The organism is Geodermatophilus sp. SYSU D00703 (genome assembly GCF_054050155.1).
In genome coordinates, this window is the sequence record NZ_JBJGYU010000001.1 from 70,453 (window position 1) to 87,226 (window position 16,774).

Below are 16,774 nucleotides of genomic sequence, written 5' to 3' on the forward strand. Positions count from 1 at the left end.
CCCGCCTCGCGAGCGTGCGGCCGCCGTCCGGGTGTCACTCGCGGCGGCGGCCGCACGCCGTTGCGGCGAGGGCCGCCGCCGCGATCCACACGGCGCGGGAGAGCCGCACGGCGCGCGGGACGTCCGCGGGCGCCGGCGCGCGCCCGCTGCCCAGCGCCGGCCGGTCCTCCACCCGGCTGCCGTAGACGTTGCGGCCGCCCAGCCGCAGTCCCAGCGCACCGGCCGCCGCGGCCTCGCAGCGCCCGGCGTTGGGACTGGGGTGGGCGGCCCCGTCGCGGCGCCAGGCGGTCCAGGCCCCGCGCGCCGAGCCACCGGCCCACGGGGCGACGGCCACGGTGAGCGCCGCGGTGATCCGCGCGGGCAGCCAGTTGGCGACGTCGTCCGCGCGGGCGGCCGCCCAGCCGAACCGCGCGTACCGCGGGGACCGGTGGCCGACCATCGCGTCGAGGGTGTTCACCGCCCGGTACGCCAGGAGACCGGGCACGCCGGCGACCGCGCCCCAGAACAGCGGGGCGACGGCGGCGTCGGCGGTGTTCTCGGCGACCGACTCGACGGTGGCCCGTGCCAGCTCGCCCTCGTCGAGGGAGCGCGGGTCCCGCCCGGCGAGGGTGGGCAGCAGCGCGCGGGCGGCGGGCAGGTCCCCGGCGTCGAGCTGCGCTGCCATCGCGGTCGCGGCCCGGCCCAGGGAGGTGCCGCCGAGCACCGCCCAGGTGGCGGTGGCCGTGGCCAGGGCGCGGGAGACGGGACGGCCGCGGGTGGCCCGGTCGACGACGACGCCCAGACCCGCCGTCGCCGCGACCAGCACGGCGGCGTACCCGGCACCGGCGGCGCGGGAGTCCCGCCAGACCCGGCGCTCCAGCGCCCCGGCGGCCCGGCCGAAGCCCGCGACCGGGTGGCCGCGCCGCGGGTCGGCCAGCAGGAGGTCGGCGGCGGCGCCCAGGGCCAGGCCGGCGGCGGTGGGCGTGGTCAGCAGGTGCTCCTCCGGGTGTGCTCGAGCTCTGCCCACTCCGCTGGGCAGGGCACGAGCATGCCGGGAGGGAGCCGGCGCCCGCGTGCGGGGCTCGTCGCGCGGGACGGTCCCTAGGATCGGCGTCCATGCGCCTGCCCGGCCGGTACTCCGGCACAGCCCGGCCGATCGTCACCTACGGCAGCGACCCGGTGCTGCACCGCCCCTGCGCGCCGGTCACCGAGTTCGGCAAGGACCTGCGCCGCCTCGTCCTCGACATGTTCGCCTCGATGGAGGCCGCCGACGGGGTGGGCCTGGCGGCCAACCAGATCGGCGTGGACGCGCGGGTCTTCGTCATCGACTGCCCGGACGCGGACGGGGAGGACGTCGTCGGCTACGTGGTCAACCCCGTGCTGACCGTCCCCGAGCCGCACGAGGGCGAGCCGGCCGAGGAGGTCACCGAGGAGGGCTGCCTGTCGGTGCCCGGTCCCTACGCCGAGCTGCCGCGGGCCTTCCGGGCCCGGGTGGACGGCGTCGACGCGGCGGGGTACCCGGTGTCGATCGAGGCCACCGGGATGGCCGCGCGCTGCCTGCAGCACGAGGTCGACCACCTGGACGGGACCGTCTACGTCGACCGGCTCCCCGCGGAGCTGCGCGAGCGGCTGCTGGCGGAGGCGGCCGGGCCGGGCGGGGAGCTGCCGGCGTGAGCGGGGCGGTGACGACGGCGCCGCTGGTGGTCGTCGGCATCGGCGCCGACGGCTGGGCCGGGCTGGCGCCGGCGTCGCGCGCCGAGGTCGAGCGCGCCGAGGTGCTGCTGGGCAGCGCCCGCCAGCTCGACCTCGTCCCGCCCTCGGTGGGGGCGCGGCGGGTGCCCTGGCCCTCGCGGCTGAGCGAGGCGCTGCCCGGGGTGCTCGAGGAGCACGCCGGCCGCGCGGTCGTCGTCCTGGCCAGCGGCGACCCGATGCTGTCGGGCATCGGCACCACGCTCACTCGGCTGCTCGGCTCCGACCGGGTGCGGGTGCTGCCGGCGCCGTCCTCGGTGTCGCTGGCCTGCGCGCGCCTGGGCTGGGCGGTGGAGGAGACCGAGGTGGTCACCCTGGTCGGCCGCCCGGTCGAGCTGCTGCACCCGCACGTGCAGCCCGGACGGCGGCTGCTGGTCCTCGGGTCCGACGGGCGCACGCCGGCGCAGGTGGCCGAGCTGCTCACCGCGCGTGGGTACGGGCCGAGCGTGGTCACCGTGCTCGGCGGGCTCGGCGGACCGGAGGAGGTGGTGCGCACCGGTACCGCGGCCACGTGGTCGGAGCCGGCGCCGCCGCTGGTGGTCACCGCCGTCGAGTGCCGGGCCGACCGCGGGACCGCGCCGCTGCCCACCACCCCGGGGCTGCCCGACGCCGCCTACGAGCACGACGGCCAGCTCACCAAGTCCGAGGTGCGGGCCGTCACGCTGGCCCGCCTCGCCGCGGTGCCGGGGCAGCTGCTCTGGGACGTCGGCGCGGGCGCGGGCTCGATCGGCATCGAGTGGATGCGGGCGCACCCCACCTGCCGCGCCGTGGCCGTGGAGGCCTCCGCCGAGCGGGCCGAGCGGATCGCCCGCAACGCCACCCGGCTCGGCGTCCCGTACCTGCGCGTCGTCCACGGGACCGCCCCCGAGGTGCTGTCCCGGCTGGCCGCGCCCGACGCGGTGTTCGTCGGCGGCGGCGTCAGCACGCCGCTGCTCCTGGAGACCTGCTGGGACGCGCTGGCGCCCGGAGGGCGGCTGGTGGCCAACGCGGTCACGGTGGAGAGCGAGGCGGTGCTGGCCGGCTGGCACGCCCGCGCGGGCGGGGAGCTGGTGCGGGTGGCCGTCCAGCGGGCCGAGCCGGTGGGCTCGTTCACCGGCTGGAGGCCCGCGATGCCCGTGACGATCTTCAGCACGGCGAAGCCATGACGGTGTACTTCATCGGGGCGGGGCCCGGAGCAGCCGACCTGGTCACCCTCCGCGCGGCGCGGCTGATCGCCACCTGCCCGGTGTGCCTCTACGCCGGCGCGCTGGTGCCGCGCGAGCTCCTCGACACGGCGCCGCCCGGGGCCCGGCTGGTCGACACCGCCGACCTCGACCTCGACCGGATCACCGCCGAGCTGGTCGCGGCGCACGAGGCCGGCCTCGACGTCGCCCGGCTGCACTCGGGCGACCCGTCGGTCTACAGCGCGATGGCCGAGCAGATGCGGCGGCTGGACGCCGCCGGCGTGCCCTACGAGGTCGTGCCCGGGGTGCCCGCGTTCGCCGCGGCGGCCGCCTCGCTCAAGCGGGAGCTCACCGTGCCGGGGGTGGGGCAGACCGTCGTCCTCACCCGGACGTCGGCCCGCTCCACCCCCATGCCGGCCGGGGAGGAGCTGGCCGCCTACGCCGCCACGGGCGCGACCCTGGTGCTCCACCTGGCGGTGCAGCGGATCGCCGAGCTGGCGCCGCAGCTGGCCGAGCACTACGGCGCCGACGGCCCGGTCGCCGTCGTGGCCCGTGCCAGCCGGGACGACGAGCTGGTGCTGCGCGGCACGCTGGCCGACATCGCCGGCCAGGTCGCGGCGGCCGGGGTGACGCGGACAGCGGTCGTGGTCGTCGGCCCGGTGCTGACCGCGGAGCAGTTCCCCGACAGCCACCTCTACTCGACGGCCCGGGCCCGATAGTGGAGCGGGAGGGGCGCACTTCCCGCGCCGTCCCACTCCGCTCAAGCGCGGCCGACCACTGCGCCGCCGCGGTCGATCACCACGACGTCGACCGCCACCGGCGCGCCGCGCAGCACCCCGACCGCCGTCCTGCGGGCGCCGGCGGCCACCAGGTCGCCCAGCGGCAGCCCCGCCGCCTGGCACTGCTGCAGCGCGTCGAGCGCGGTGTTGGCCCGCCGCACCCGCTCGACCAGCCCCGGCGCGCCGCCGGCGTCCCGCACCATCGCCGCCAGCGACTCGGTGGACACCTGGGAGCGGCCGGAGTGCAGGTCGAGGTGGCCGTCGGCGAGCTTGGACAGCTTGCCGATGCCCCCGGCGACGGTCAGCCGCGGCACCGGGTGGCGCCGCAGGTACTTGAGGACGGCGCCGGCGAAGTCACCCATGTCGAGCAGCGCGTCCTCGGGCAGCCCGTACAGCTGGGTGACCACCCGCTCGCTGGTCGACCCGGTGCAGCCGGCCACGTGCGTGCGCCCCGACGCGCGGGCCACGTCGATGCCGCGCCGGATCGAGTCGATCCACGACGAGCACGAGTACGGGACGACGACGCCGGTCGTGCCCAGGATCGACAGCCCGCCGACGATCCCCAGCCGCGGGTTCCACGTCCTGCGGGCCAGCTGCTCGCCGCCCGCCACCGCGACCTCGACGACGACGTCCCCGCTGCCACCCTGGCGGGCCGCGACCGCGGCGACGTGCTCGCGGATGAACTGCCGCGGCATCGGGTTGATCGCCGGCTCGCCGACCGGCAGCGGCAGGCCGGGCTTGGTGACCGTGCCGACACCGGGTCCGGCGCGGAAGACGACGCCGCTGCCCGGCTCGCCGTGCGTGACCCGGGCCGACACCAGGGCGCCGTGGGTGACGTCGGGGTCGTCGCCGGCGTCCTTCACCACGCCGGCGCAGGCCTCGACCCCCGGCGACAACGCCTCGGTGGCCAGGGCGAAGGTGGGCCGCAGACCGCGCGGGAGGTCGATGCCCACCGGGTCGGGGAACTCGCCGGTGAGCAGGGCGGTGTAGGCGGCGGTGGCCGCGGCAGTCGCGCAGGCGCCGGTCGTCCAGCCGTGGCGCAGCCCCGAGGTGCGCTCGCGCCCGGCCTCCGTCACGGGATCAGCATGCACGGGGCGCGGCGGTGACCGGCCGGGTGCTGGTCCTCGGCGGCACGGGGGAGGCCCGTCGGCTGGCCGAGCGGCTGGTCGACGAGGGCGTGGACGTGCTCAGCTCGCTGGCCGGGCGGGTCGCCGACCCGGTGCTGCCACCCGGCGCTGTGCGGGTGGGCGGGTTCGGAGGCGTGGCGGGCCTGGCCGCGGCGCTGGATGGTGTCGCCGTCCTGGTCGACGCCACGCACCCGTTCGCGGCGACGATGACGGCGAACGCGGCCGCGGCCGCCGCCGCCACGGGCACGCCGCTGCTGCGGCTGCAGCGGCCGGGCTGGACCCCCGGACCCGGCGACGACTGGTGCTGGGTCGACTCGCTGGAGGCGGCCGCCGCGGCGGTGGCCGGCTCGGGATCGGTGTTCCTCACCACCGGCCGGCAGGGGCTGGCCGCCTTCGCCGGCCTGCGCGGCCGCTGCCTGGTCCGGGCGGTCGACCCGCCGTCCCCGCCCCTGCCCGCGCGGACGACCGTCGTGCTCGCCCGCGGTCCGTTCACCGTCGAGGAGGAGCGGGCGCTGATGCGCGAGCACGCCGTCGAGGTGGTGGTCACCAAGGACAGCGGGGGCGGGATGACCGCCGCCAAGCTCACCGCGGCCCGCGAGCTGCGGCTGCCGGTGGTCGTCGTCCGCCGGCCGCCGGTGCCCCCGGGCGTGCCCGTCGTGGCCACGGTGGAGGAGGCGCTGGCCTGGGTGCGCGCCCGGTGAGGACTACGAGTTCGAGGGCCAGAACGCCCAGGCCGTCACCCACACGACGCCGATGGTGACGACCAGGGCGACCGGGACGTGCGCCGCGATCTGGCCGGAGCTGCCGAGCCAGGCCTGGAGGAAGGTGAGCAGGAACGTGACGCCGCTCAGGGCGGCCGGCCACCACACCCGGGTGCGCCGTCCGTGCAGGGCGGTGGTCAGCAAGAGGAGGCCGGTGGCCACGTGCAGGGCGATCGCCCCCGCGCCGTGCCCGCCGGTGCCGGCCGCGCCGGTCATCACCTGCCCGGCGGTGGAGAACTGCCAGAGCAGCACCAGCACCGACAGCACGGCCGCGGCCTGCACCGGCCGGATCGTGGACGTGGGCGCGGCGACGGCGGTGTCACGGGTCCGGGTCATCGGGTCCTCCGGTGCAGGGTCGGGGGGAGGTGTTTGAAGATTGGAGCACCATCCGACGACGCCACGCCAGTGCGGGCCCCCGATCGGTCGATCCCCGAACCGGGGGGTGCCCGCCCGGTGACCAGGCTGGTCCTGTTCGACCTCGACGGCACCCTCGTCGACTCGACCCCGGGGATCTGGGCGTCGGTGCGGGTGGCCGCGGCCGCACTGGGCCGGTCCGAGCCCACCCCGGAGCAGCTGCGGGGGATGGTCGGCCCGCCCCTGCAGGACGGCTTCGCCCTCGTGCTCGGGGTGCCGCCGGACGACGTCCCGCGCGCGGTGGCCGCCTACCGGGCGCACTACGCCGCGGGCGCGCTGCTCGACGTGAGCGTCCACGACGGCATCCCGGAACTCCTGGCCGGCCTGCGCGCCGCCGGCGCCACGCTCGCGGTGGCCACGAGCAAGCCGGAGACCTTCGCCGTCCGCGTGCTGGCGCACACCGGGCTGCTCGCCGCGTTCGCGGGCGTGCACGGGGCGACCCTCGACGGCGCCGTCCGGCACAAGGACCAGGTCGTGGCCGCCGCGCTGGCCGCGCACCCCGGGGGCCGTGACCCGGTGCTGGTCGGTGACCGGGCCCACGACGTGCTGGGCGCCGCGGCGCACGGGCTGCCCTGCATCGGCGCCGGCTGGGGCCCCGCGCCGGACGGCGAACTGGAGGACGCCGGTGCGGCGGTCGTCGCCGCCACCCCCGCGGAGGTCCTGACGGCGCTGGACCGGGAACTCGGCTGAGCGATCGGCGGCCGTCCGTGCATGATGTCCGCCGGTCATCGCCGGACGAGGAGAGGAACGAGCACGGTGCACGCGCTGACGGAACGGCAGGTACGCCGCTCGTTCGTCAACTGCTCCCGGGGGGAGGCCGACAGCCTGGTGCTGCCGGCGGGCTTCGGCGAACTGGACTGGGCCGAGCTGGAGGTGCTGGGCTGGCGGGACCCGAAGGCGCCGCTGCGCGGCTACCTGGTCCTGGAGGTCGACGAGCAGCCCGTCGGCGTCGCCGTCCGTGCCGCCGACAGCCGCATGTCCAGCCGGACGGCGGCCATGTGCCTGCTCTGCCAGACGGCGCAGCCCGGGGACGGCGTCTCGCTGTTCACCGCGAGGCGGGTGGGCGCGGCCGGGCGCAACGGCAACACCGTCGGCTCCTACATCTGCGCCGACCTCGCCTGCTCGCACCGGGTCCGGACGGAGATCCCGCCGTGGCTGCAGGACCGCGACCCGGCGGAGGTCGTGACCGAGCGGGCCGGTGAGCTGCGCCGGCGCGTGCTCAGCTTCCTCGCCGCCGTCCGCCGGTGACCCAGACGCCGGCCGAGCGCCCGATCCGGCCCCGTCCGGGGCCCGCCCCGAGCCTGCGAGGGGTGGGGAGGACGGGGTCCTCTTTCAGGCGGCGACCGGCTCGGCCTGCTCGACCGGCGCCGCCCGGCGCAGGGTGCGGCGGCGGCGCAGCAGGCCGGCCACCGCGATCGCCGTGAGGACGACGAGCACCGCGGCGTAGCCCTCGGCGGTCGGCCGCAGCCCGACCGCGCCGACGACGACCCCCGCGACGATCGCCGGCACGCTGAAGGCGAGGTACCCGACCACGTAGACGCTGGAGAGCAGCCCCGCGCGGTCGCCGGGCGCGACGCCCGCGGTGATGGTGCCCATCGCGCCCAGGAATGCCGAGCCGAAGCCGAACCCGGACACCACCGAGGCGATGAAGAACAGCGTCAGCGAGCCGGTGACCAGCGCGGCGATGGCGACGCTGACCCCGGCGGCGAACAGCAGCGCGCCGGAGAGCATCGACCGGTGCGGGCGCACCTGCCACATGGTGATCGAGGCGAGTGCGCCGGTGCCCTGCATGGCGAGGATGAGCAGGCTGCCGACGAGGTGGTCGTCGACCCCGAAGACCTCGACCGCCAGCGACGGGCCGAGGGAGAGGTAGAGCCCGCCCAGCGCCCACATGGCGACCATGCAGGGCAGTGCGACGAGGAAGGCCGTGCGGTGCGCGCGGGGCACCCGCAACTGCGGGCGCAGCGACGCGAGCGCGCCCGGCGTCCGCGGCGAGGTCTCCGGGAGCGCCGCCACGACCGCGGTGGCGAGCAGGAAGGCGACCGCGAGCGGGGCGAAGACCCAGCGGGTCGGCTCGGCGGCGTACTCGACCAGCACGCCGGCGCCCACCGCGCCGAGGGACAGCCCGACCGTGGGCGACGCGCTGTTGAGCATCGGCGCCAGGGGCCGGTCGCGGCGCTGCAGGTCCAGCAGCACCGCCCCGAGCGTGCCGGTCAGGGCACCGACGGACAGGCCCTGCACGACCCGCGCGGCCAGCAGCCAGCCCACGCCGTCCGCCGCGAGGAACAGCACGCTCGCGCCGACCTGCAGCAACAGGCCGACGGCGATCACCGGCCGCCGCCCGACGTGGTCGGAGAGCCGGCCCACCACCAGCAGGGCGCCGAGCAGCGCGATCGCGTAGATGCCGAAGACCGTCGTCAGCACGCCGGCCGAGAACCCGAACCGCTCCTGGTAGACGCGGTAGAGCGGCGACGGGACGCCGGAGGCGGCGAGCACCAGGACGAGCAACGTCGCGGCCGACCAGAAGGCGGCTCTGGGCGGCAGGCGGCGGGAGGGCACGACCACCAGCAAGCCCTCCCGCCGCGACCGCATTCCCGCGGGCGGCGGATCGCCCCGGGTCAGCGCCGCTCGAAGTCCGCCGGCAGGACGACGTCCTCGCGGGTGAGGTCGTGCACCGACGACTTGCCCAGGCCGAGCAGCGCCTCGTCGATGCCCTGCCGGATGATCGACAGCACGTTCTGCACGCCGCGCTCGCCGCCCGCGGCCATCCCCCACAGGTAGGCGCGGCCGATCATCACGGCCTTGGCGCCCAGGGCCATCGCCTTCACCACGTCGGCGCCGCGCCGGACGCCGCCGTCCATGACGACCTCGACCTGACCGCCGACGGCGTCGACGATCGCCGGCAGCGAGCGGACGGCGCCGGGGGTGCTGTCGAGGTTGTTGCCGCCGTGCGTGGAGACGGAGATGGCGGTCACGCCGGCGTCCACCGCGCGGCGGGCGTCGTCGACCCGGGTGACGCCCTTGAGCATGAACGGCCCGCCCCACTGCTCGCGGAGCCACGCGACGTCCTCCCAGCGCGGCAGCGCCGTGCCCATCCACTCGCCGTAGGCGCCGAAGAAGTTCGGCGGCTGCTGACCCTCGAGGGCCAGGTTGGGCACGCTGAGCTCGGGGATCGACCCGGAGCGCAGGTAGGTGGCCAGCCAGCGCGGCTTGCGCACCACCTCGGGGGCGAACTTGAGCGCGTTCTTGACGTCGATCTTCTCGGGGATCGGCGGGCTGCCCCAGTCGCGGCGGGAGGCGAACGACCAGTCCAGGGTCATGATCAGGCCCTTGGCGCCGGCGGCTCGGGCGCGCTCGGCGCGGGCGAGGATCGTCTCGCGCGAGCCGACCCAGTACATCTGGAAGAACAGCTTGTCGTTGGCGGCGCCGACCTCCTCGACCGGCTTGCTGGCGAAGGAGGACAGCCCCATCGCGACGTCCTCGTTCTTGGCGGCGCGGGCGACGGCGACCTCGCCGTCGGGGTGCACCGCCTGCACGCCGGTGGGGGAGATGAGCACCGGCATGGACACCTGCTGGCCCATGACCGTCGTCGCCGTCTCGCGCTTGGCCGAGAGGTCGGCGACGTGCGGCCGCCAGGTGATCTCGTCGAAGGCGGCGACGTTGTCGTTGGCGGTCAGCCCCTTCTCGGTGCCGGCCACCAGCGCCAGGTAGACCGACCGGGGCAGCCGCTTCCTCGCGCGGTGCTGGGCCTCCTCGACGGTCTCGAACCAGTCCTTGGTGCTCGCCATGAGAGCTCCTCTGCACTCAGCGGTCGTCCGGCGTCGGCGTCCCGGGGTGACGCCTGCCACGTCGGGCGACATGGTGCCAGGCCGTGGCACTGAGTGTCACGTGGCTCCCTCCCGGGGCCCGCCCCGAGCGTGCGAGGGGTGGGGAGGAGGGGGTCCTTCTAGTCTCGGGAGGACGGGTGCGAGCGGGGGCTGTAGACGGCGCCGGTCGGGCTGACCCGGGTCTGCGAGGAGCCGACGAGGACCAGGCAGCGCATGTCGACCGTCTCCGGGTCGAGCTCGCCCAGCGTGGTGACGGTGACCCGCTCCTCCGGCCCGCCGACGTCCCGGCCGACCACGACGACGGTCCCCGGGTCCCGCACCTCCAGGAGCACGTCCCGCGCCCGGCCCAGCTGGTGCGGCCGGGCCGTCGAGCGCGGGTTGTAGAGGGCGATCACCAGGTCGGCCGCGGCGGCGTGGCGCAGCCGGTCGACGACGACGTCCCACGGCTTGCGGACGTCGGACAGGCTGAGGACGGCGAAGTCGTGCCCCAGCGGGGCGCCCACGCGCGCGGCGACGGCCTGGGCGGCGGTGAGCCCGGGCAGCACCCGCACCGGGACGCCGCTGAACTCCGGCCGGGCGGCCACCTCGAGCACCGCCGCGGCCATCGCGAAGACGCCGGGGTCGCCGCTGGAGACCACCGCGACCAGGCGTCCGCCCCGCGCCAGCTCGAGGGCGTGCGCCGCCCGCTCGGCCTCCACCCGGTTGTCGCTCGGGTACCGGGTCTGCCGCGGGTTGACCGGCACGCGGTCGAGGTAGGGGCCGTAGCCGACCAGGTCGTCGGCGGCGGCGAGCGCCTCGGCGGCCTCCGGCGTGGTCCACGAGCGGCGGCCCGGGCCGAGGCCGACCACGACCACCTCGCCGGTGCGCGGTGCGTGCTCGTCGTGCTGCTCGGGCACCGGGACCGGGCCGGTCAGGGGGCTGGGCAGGAGGGCGAGGGAGAAGTAGGGGACGGTCGCGGGGTCGACGTCGGCCAGCGGCAGGCAGCGCTGGCGGCCGGTGGTGGCCCGCTCGACGTACAGCGCGCGGTCGAGGACGCCGGCACGGTCGAACGCCTCCCGCACCTGCGGGAACGTGCGGCCCAGCTTGAGCACCGCGGCCGAGTCGGTGGTGGCCAGCTCCTCGGCCAGGCGGTCGGCGCCGAGCGTGCCGGGCAGCACGGTGAGCACCTCGTCGCGCGCCACCAGCGGCCGGCCCACCGCCGCCGACGCCCCGCTCACGCTGGTCACGCCGGGCACGACCTCGGTGGGGTAGCGGTGCGCCAGCCGCTTGTGCATGTGCATGTAGGACCCGTAGAAGAACGGGTCCCCCTCGGCCAGGACGACGACGTCGCGCCCGGCGTCGAGGTGGGCGGCCAGCCGGGCGGCGGCCGCCTCGTAGAACGCGTCGATGGCGCCCTGGTAGCCGCCGGGGTGGTCGGTGGTCTCGGTGGTGACCGGGTAGACCAGCAGCTCCTCGACCTGCCCGTCGCGCAGGTAGGGCGCGGCCAGGGCGCGGGCCACCGACCGGCCGTGCTGCGCGGCGTGGAAGGCGACGACGTCGGCGGCGCCGATCAGCCGCGCGGCCTTGACGGTGACCAGTTCCGGGTCGCCGGGGCCCAGCCCGACCCCGTACAGCTTCCCCGTCACCGCCCGCCCTCCCGGGCAGAGATGGCCATCTCTGCCCTCACTCGACGTCGCTCGCGATCGCGTTCACCGCGGCCGCGGTCATCGCACTGCCCCCGCGCCGGCCCCGCACGACGAGGAACTCCAGGTCGCCGGCGGCCAGCGCGTCCTTGGACTCCGCCGCGCCGATGAAGCCGACCGGGACGCCGACGACCGCGGCCGGCCGGGGCGCGCCCGCGGCGAGCATCTCCAGCAGGTGGAACAGCGCGGTGGGCGCGTTGCCGATGGCCACGACCGCGCCGCCGAGCCGGTCGCGCCAGAGCTCCAGCGCCGCCGCGGTGCGGGTCGTGCCCAGCTCCGCGGCGAGGCCGGGCGTGCGCGGGTCGTCCAGGGTGCAGACGACGTCGTTGTCCTCCGGCAGCCGGCGGCGGGTGATGCCCGAGGCCACCATCCGGGCGTCGCAGAGCACCGGGGCGCCGGCGTCGAGCGCCTCCCGGGCCCGCGCGACGACGCCGGGGGAGAAGGCGAGGTCCTCGACGAGATCGACCTGCCCGCAGGCGTGGATCATCCGCACCGCCACGCGGGCGACGTCGTCGGGCAGCCCGGCGAGATCGGCCTCGGCGCGGATGGTCGCGAACGAGCGCCGGTAGATCTCCGCGCCGTCCTTCACGTACTCGAACATCACGCCTTCCCGATCCGGTATCCGGTCCCCGTCGCCACCACGTCCACGACCTCGCCCCGCGGACGCCCGCAGCGGCGCTCGCACCCGGCCCAGTGCTGGCGGGCGCCGCCCGCGGGCAGGACGCCGGTCGTGACGGCGTGCTCGGCGTCCGCGCGGACGTCGGCGCGGCTCTTCGCGCAGCCCGGCTGCCCGGTGCAGGCGGTGACCCGCAGCCAGGCGCTGTCCGCGTCGAGCACGAGACCGGCCGCGGTGAGCGCGGGCGCCGCCGCGTCGTCGGGCAGGTCGGGCAGGACGACGCTGCGCCACGGCGTGAGCTGGAGGTCGTCGGCCGTGGCGGCGAGCAGCTCGGCCTGGTCGGCGGTCAGCCGGCCCAGCGGGACGACGGCGACCAGCGCGACCCGCCCGTCGTCCTGGCGGAGGCGGCCACACGGTCGTCCGCCGGACGACACCGCGGCCAGGTGCCGTTCCCCGGCGCCGCGGAGCCGCTGCCCACCCTCCTCGGGGAGACCTCCGGTTCCCCGCGCGTCGGGCGACACGGTCGTGAGGAGCCGGGCGGCGACGCGCGCGGGGCCGCCGTCGAGCTCGGCGACCCGCCAGGCGCCCGACCCCTGCGCGGCGCGCTCGTCGAGGAAGGCCCGGGCCGCGGCGAGGGCGAGGGGCACCGCGTCCTCGGGGGCCACGCGCAGGCCGGTGTCGGCGCCGGCGAGGGTCAGCGCGACGGTGGCCGGGGACAGCGCGCGCAGCCCGACGTCCCCACCGAGCCCGGCGACGTCGCCGCGGCCGTCGTCCAGGGTCACCAGGAACCGGCCCGGCAGCTCGGCGAACGCCGGCTCCGCGCACAGCCCGGCGTCGAGCGCGGCCACCCAGGGGCGGACGTCGAGGCGACCGCCGGCCCGGCCGGTCAGCGCGCTGGCCAGCACGTTGCGCACCCGCTCGTGCGCGGCGCTGGGCAGCAGGCCGGCCGCGGCGAGGCGGTCGCCGAGCTCGGCCTCCGTCCCGGGCGCCAGGCCGCGCAGCTGCACGTTGCCCCGGCTGGTCAGTTCCAGCGCGCCGTCCCCGAGGTCGCGCGCCGCGCCGGCGAGGACCCGTAGCCGCCGGGCGGGCAGCAGGCCGCCGGGCACCCGCACCCGGGCCAGCGACCCGTCGGCCGCGGCGTGGGTCTGCAGCGCGCCGGGGCAGGCGTCGCTGCGGAGACGGGCGGTGGCGGTCATGGCGCAGGCGAGGGTACGTCCCGCCCGCGCCGGGACCGTCAGCGCAGCTCGCGCTCGCTGTCGTCGAACGACATCCACACCCGGCGGCGGTCGGCCCGCGCGTGCACCCGGGACATCGCCTCGACCCGGCGTCGCTGGTCCTCGGTCGCCAGGTGCTGGACCACGGCGACCTCGGCCTCGCGCATCGCCCGCTCGGCGGCGACCTCCGCCGGGGTGGACGGGAACTCGTCGTCGTCCTCGGCCTCGGCCGCGTGCGGGTGCGCGTACGGGCTGTCCTCGGGCAGGTGCCCGCCGATCCGGCCGTAGGCGCCGAGCACGAGCAGGAGCAGGCCGACGACGACGGAGAAGACGACGTTCCTGAACTCGAACGCCAGGAGGTTGAACGACGTCCGCAGCACCGCCAGGTTGACCAGGGCGGAGAGCAGGAACAGGACGCCGACGACGATCATCACCGTCGAGGCGGTGCGCGGGCTGCGCGCGGCGGCGACGAGGAGCACGACCGCCACGACGACCGAGATGGTCGACAGCAGGCCGTTGGACGACAGGCCGAGGATGCGCTGGCCGTCGGTGGAGAAGTAGTCCAGGCCGCCGGCGAAGCCGAGCAGGCCGAAGACCAGGAGGAACACCGCAACCGCGATGGCGCCGGTGCGTTGGACCGCGAACACGCGGGCGCCCAGGTGCCTCTCCTCGGCCGTGGGGCGCGGTGTGGTGCGGTGCGGGAGGTGCAGTCGAAGTGCCATGACGACTCCCCTGAGGAGTGGGACGGTGCCCATTCTTCGCCCTCGGAGGGCTCCGGGATGCGGTCGGGGGAACGGTTTCCCGGCCGGAGTGCAGGGAAGGGCGGAGCTCTCGCTGCTGTTGACCGGGACATGACCCAGCCGTTCGAGACCGACCTGCACTCGGAGTTCCTCCGTGCGGACCTGTTCCTCGCGATGGGCCAGCCGATCGAGGCGGCGAAGGTGCTCGCGGTCGTCGTCGAGGCCGAGCCCGGCAACCAGGCCGCGCTCGAGCTGCTCGCCCGCGCCTACTTCGGCTCCGCCCAGCTCGCCCGCGCCGAGGAGACGCTGACCCGGCTGGTCGAGCTCGCCCCGGCCAACGGGTGGGCGCGACGCGCCCTGGCCCGCACGCTGGAGCGGCAGAGCCGGGCCGACGAGGCCGCTCCGCACCACCGGGTGGCCGACGCCCTCGGCGCGGAGTGACCGCCCTCGGCGCCGGGTGACCGCCCTCGGCGCCGGCCGACCGGCCTGTCGGCAGCGGCTGGCACCCTGCCGGCGTGCCCACCCTGGACGACGTCACCGCCGCCGTGCGGGCGGCCTGGTGCCGCGAGACCTGCGACGACGTGGACCTGGCGGACTGGACCCCGGCGAACCCGGCCCGCGGCCAGTGCGGTGCCACCGCGCTGACGGTGCACGACCTGCTCGGCGGGGAGCTGCTGCTGGCCGACGTGCTCCGGCCGGACGGCTCCCGGCAGGGCGTCCACTGGTGGAACCGGCTGCCCGACGGCACCGAGGTCGACCTCACCCGCGAGCAGTTCGCGCCGCACGAGGTGGTCCAGGCACCGCTGGTCGTCGAGCGGCCGCCGGGCCCGCCGCGCCGCTGCGCCGAGCAGTACCTGCGGCTGCGGGCCCGGGTCAGCGCCGCGCTCGCGGGGTGGGTCAGCCGACCTGCTCGGCAGCCGCCCGCATCGCCTCCAGGGCGATCGGCGGCGGGGCGGTGAAGTCGAACGCCCGGAACAGGACCGCGTGCTGGACCCCCAGGGCCGGGCCCTGCAGCGCGGTGATCCCGGGGATCATCGCCCGCGGCGGCGGGTGCCCGGGGATGCCCGCCAGGTACTGGCCGTGCGCCTCCAGCGAGGCCACGCCGCGCGCCAGCGGCTCGCCGGTCACGTCGACGCCGTGGGTGGGCCGCTCGGAGCCGCCCACCAGCAGCCACCGCACCGGCCAGGGCTCGAGCCCCTCGTCCAGCAGCTCGGGGAAGACCCAGCGGTTGCCGGCGTCCCGCAGCGCGTCCACTGCCGCCAGCCCGGCCACCCGGTGGTCGGCCTGGTTGAGGCCGGCGACGAACTCGACCTCCCACGACCCGATGAGCAGCGCGTCGGGCCGGTACCCACGGATGACCCGCGCGATGTCGCGGCGCAGGTCCAGCCCGTACTCCAGGACGCCGTCGGGGTGGTCGAGGAACCGCACGTCGGTGACGCCGACGACGTCGGCCGCCGCCATCTGCTCCGCCGTCCGCAGCCGCGCCGTCTCCTCCGGCCGGAGCGCGTCCATGCCCGCCTCACCCCGGGTGAGCAGCAGGTAGGCGACGTCGATCCCCCGCGCGGTCCAGGCGGCGACGGCCGAGGACGTGCCGTACTCGACGTCGTCGGGGTGGGCGACCACGCACAGGACTCGGGAGAAGGCATCCGCGGGGAACGGCGCCACCGGGGGCGGACCCATGCGCGGGAGGGTAGGGCCGGGCCGGACGCCCGCGGCCGGTCCGCGGCGAGGACCGCCGGCACCGGCGGAGCGTCGCCACCGGGAGGAGCCGCCCGGGTGGACGGCGTCAGCCCCGCGTGAGCTGCAGCATCGACCGCGCGCCGCGCTGGAACTCGTACCCGACGTCCCGGACCTCCGCCGCGACCCCGGCCGCGGCGAGGTCCGCGACCAGCCCGGCGACCAGGTCGGGCAGCGGGTAGCCGGCCTGGTCGACCAGCGGGTAGACCCGCACCGGACCGCGGCTGACCCGCGCGAGCTCCAGCAGCGCCGCCCGGTGGAACGCGCGGTCGAGCCGGTCGGCGTAGGTGAACAGCAGGTGGGAGGAGAGGACGAGGTCGAACGCGCCGTCGCGGAACGGCAGCGCGGGCAGGGCCGCGCAGAGGTACCGGCCGGGCGCGGCGGCGCGGTCGGCGGCGAAGGCCCGCGCCGCCTCCGCCCGGACCCGGGTGTGGCCGGCGAGGTCGCCGTGGAAGTCCCAGACGTAGCGGTCGGCGTGCGCCCCGGCCCAGGCCCGGCCGCGCTCCAGCTCCTCGGCGAGCCGGGCCTCGAGCGCCTCGGGTGCGGTCGCGTAGACCGGGTCGACGGCGACCGCGTCGATCCCGCGGGCCCGGGCGACCGCGCTGAAGCCGGCGCCGCCACCGGGGCAGTCCAGGACGCGACCGGCGAGGTCGGCGTCGGAGAGGGCGAACATCGCCCGGTACTCCGCGAAGGACCGGGCGCTGACCAGGTACGCCCCGATGTCGCGCGCCCCGGGGCGCAGCGCGGGGTCCACCACGCCGGCCGAGCCTGCCCGACCCACCCCGCCGGCGGCCACCCCCGCCGGCCGGGGGCGGACGCCTGCTGCTGCGATGAGGGACGGCGGCCGGCGGTAGCGTTCCGGCCCATCACGGCAGTGCGCGCGGAAGCCGGTGCGAACCCGGCGCGGTCCCGCCACTGTGAGCCCCTCCCGGGCGAAGCCAGACACGCCGGCTGCCGTGCCCGACGACCCGGGGCGCGGACCCCGA

The 16,774-nt window shown here is 77.1% G+C and carries 19 protein-coding genes and 1 riboswitch; of the genes, 8 read left to right on the top strand and 11 right to left on the bottom strand.

From position 1 onward, the window contains the following. Positions 1–34: 34 nt before the first annotated feature. Entirely contained in the window at positions 35–1,006 is a 972-nt protein-coding gene (locus tag ACI782_RS00380; RefSeq protein WP_456904930.1) for a cobalamin biosynthesis protein, read from the bottom strand. Between the two features lie 89 nt (positions 1,007–1,095). Between ACI782_RS00380 and def the strand changes: the two genes are divergently transcribed. Genes def through cobM form a run of 3 tightly spaced genes read left to right on the top strand, consistent with a single transcriptional unit; the run spans position 1,096 to position 3,610 of the window. Then, positions 1,096–1,653: a peptide deformylase gene (gene def, locus ACI782_RS00385; RefSeq protein WP_456904932.1), complete on the top strand. Its 558-nt coding sequence runs from the start codon at positions 1,096–1,098 to the stop codon at positions 1,651–1,653. Further along, on the top strand, positions 1,650–2,873 hold the full coding sequence (gene cbiE, locus ACI782_RS00390; RefSeq protein ID WP_456904934.1) for a precorrin-6y C5,15-methyltransferase (decarboxylating) subunit CbiE: 1,224 nt from the start codon (positions 1,650–1,652) through the stop codon (positions 2,871–2,873). Before def ends, cbiE begins: the two co-directional genes overlap by 4 nt. Further along, a complete protein-coding gene (gene cobM / locus ACI782_RS00395; RefSeq protein WP_456904936.1) occupies positions 2,870–3,610 on the top strand; it encodes a precorrin-4 C(11)-methyltransferase in 741 nt (246 codons plus the stop codon). Before cbiE ends, cobM begins: the two co-directional genes overlap by 4 nt. Positions 3,611–3,651: 41 nt before the next feature. Here the strand turns inward: cobM and ACI782_RS00400 are convergent, their stop codons facing one another. Then, entirely contained in the window at positions 3,652–4,746 is a 1,095-nt protein-coding gene (locus tag ACI782_RS00400) for a cobalt-precorrin-5B (C(1))-methyltransferase (protein WP_456904938.1), read from the bottom strand. A gap of 26 nt (positions 4,747–4,772) precedes the next feature. Here ACI782_RS00400 and ACI782_RS00405 point away from each other — a divergent pair, with 26 nt between their 5' ends. Then, positions 4,773–5,498, top strand: coding sequence for a cobalt-precorrin-6A reductase (locus ACI782_RS00405; protein ID WP_456904940.1), 726 nt, complete (start codon positions 4,773–4,775; stop codon positions 5,496–5,498). A 3-nt stretch (positions 5,499–5,501) separates the two neighbouring features. Here ACI782_RS00405 and ACI782_RS00410 read toward each other — a convergent pair whose 3' ends face one another. Further along, positions 5,502–5,894 carry a hypothetical protein gene (locus ACI782_RS00410; protein ID WP_456904942.1) on the bottom strand — a complete coding sequence of 131 codons (393 nt, stop codon included), beginning with the start codon at positions 5,892–5,894 and terminating at the stop codon, positions 5,502–5,504. A 117-nt stretch (positions 5,895–6,011) separates the two neighbouring features. Here ACI782_RS00410 and ACI782_RS00415 point away from each other — a divergent pair, with 117 nt between their 5' ends. Both ACI782_RS00415 and ACI782_RS00420 read left to right on the top strand, forming a co-directional pair. Further along, the gene (locus ACI782_RS00415) at positions 6,012–6,662 is read left to right on the top strand and encodes an HAD hydrolase-like protein (protein WP_456904944.1); all 651 of its coding nucleotides are present in this window, start codon (positions 6,012–6,014) and stop codon (positions 6,660–6,662) included. 66 nt (positions 6,663–6,728) lie between these two features. Then, the gene (locus ACI782_RS00420) at positions 6,729–7,220 is read left to right on the top strand and encodes an FBP domain-containing protein (RefSeq protein ID WP_456904946.1); all 492 of its coding nucleotides are present in this window, start codon (positions 6,729–6,731) and stop codon (positions 7,218–7,220) included. A gap of 84 nt (positions 7,221–7,304) precedes the next feature. On the opposite strand, the gene ACI782_RS00425 is transcribed toward ACI782_RS00420, so the two are convergent. The 6 genes from ACI782_RS00425 to ACI782_RS00450 all read right to left on the bottom strand — a co-directional run bounded on the left by ACI782_RS00425 (position 7,305) and on the right by ACI782_RS00450 (position 14,033). Continuing rightward, positions 7,305–8,537, bottom strand: coding sequence for an MFS transporter (locus tag ACI782_RS00425; protein ID WP_456904948.1), 1,233 nt, complete (start codon positions 8,535–8,537; stop codon positions 7,305–7,307). Positions 8,538–8,590: 53 nt separating this feature from the next. Further along, positions 8,591–9,760: a pre-mycofactocin synthase MftD gene (mftD, locus tag ACI782_RS00430; RefSeq protein ID WP_456904950.1), complete on the bottom strand. Its 1,170-nt coding sequence runs from the start codon at positions 9,758–9,760 to the stop codon at positions 8,591–8,593. A 158-nt stretch (positions 9,761–9,918) separates the two neighbouring features. After that, positions 9,919–11,424 (bottom strand): precorrin-2 C(20)-methyltransferase, encoded by a 1,506-nt coding sequence (locus tag ACI782_RS00435; RefSeq protein ID WP_456904952.1) that lies wholly within the window; start codon positions 11,422–11,424, stop codon positions 9,919–9,921. 37 nt (positions 11,425–11,461) lie between these two features. Then, positions 11,462–12,082 (bottom strand): precorrin-8X methylmutase, encoded by a 621-nt coding sequence (locus ACI782_RS00440; protein WP_456904954.1) that lies wholly within the window; start codon positions 12,080–12,082, stop codon positions 11,462–11,464. Beyond that, a complete protein-coding gene (gene cobG, locus ACI782_RS00445) occupies positions 12,082–13,293 on the bottom strand; it encodes a precorrin-3B synthase (RefSeq protein WP_456904957.1) in 1,212 nt (403 codons plus the stop codon). The genes ACI782_RS00440 and cobG overlap by 1 nt, the downstream gene beginning before the upstream one ends. Before the next feature lie 38 nt (positions 13,294–13,331). Continuing rightward, positions 13,332–14,033, bottom strand: a complete 702-nt coding sequence (locus ACI782_RS00450) for a DUF4383 domain-containing protein (protein ID WP_456904959.1) — start codon at positions 14,031–14,033, stop codon at positions 13,332–13,334. 129 nt (positions 14,034–14,162) lie between these two features. Between ACI782_RS00450 and ACI782_RS00455 the strand changes: the two genes are divergently transcribed. Beyond that, a complete protein-coding gene (locus tag ACI782_RS00455; protein WP_456904961.1) occupies positions 14,163–14,492 on the top strand; it encodes a tetratricopeptide repeat protein in 330 nt (109 codons plus the stop codon). Positions 14,493–14,566: 74 nt separating this feature from the next. Then, positions 14,567–15,010: a YunG family protein gene (locus ACI782_RS00460; RefSeq protein ID WP_456904963.1), complete on the top strand. Its 444-nt coding sequence runs from the start codon at positions 14,567–14,569 to the stop codon at positions 15,008–15,010. On the opposite strand, the gene ACI782_RS00465 is transcribed toward ACI782_RS00460, so the two are convergent. Together ACI782_RS00465 and ACI782_RS00470 are read right to left on the bottom strand one after the other, a co-directional pair. Beyond that, on the bottom strand, positions 14,949–15,731 hold the full coding sequence (locus ACI782_RS00465) for a PIG-L deacetylase family protein (RefSeq protein ID WP_456904965.1): 783 nt from the start codon (positions 15,729–15,731) through the stop codon (positions 14,949–14,951). The two genes, ACI782_RS00460 and ACI782_RS00465, sit on opposite strands and share 62 nt — an antisense overlap. A 106-nt stretch (positions 15,732–15,837) precedes the next feature. Next, a complete protein-coding gene (locus ACI782_RS00470) occupies positions 15,838–16,545 on the bottom strand; it encodes a methyltransferase domain-containing protein (RefSeq protein ID WP_456904967.1) in 708 nt (235 codons plus the stop codon). Between the two features lie 125 nt (positions 16,546–16,670). Then, positions 16,671–16,734, top strand: a riboswitch (cobalamin riboswitch). The last annotated feature ends 40 nt before the right edge of the window (positions 16,735–16,774 follow it).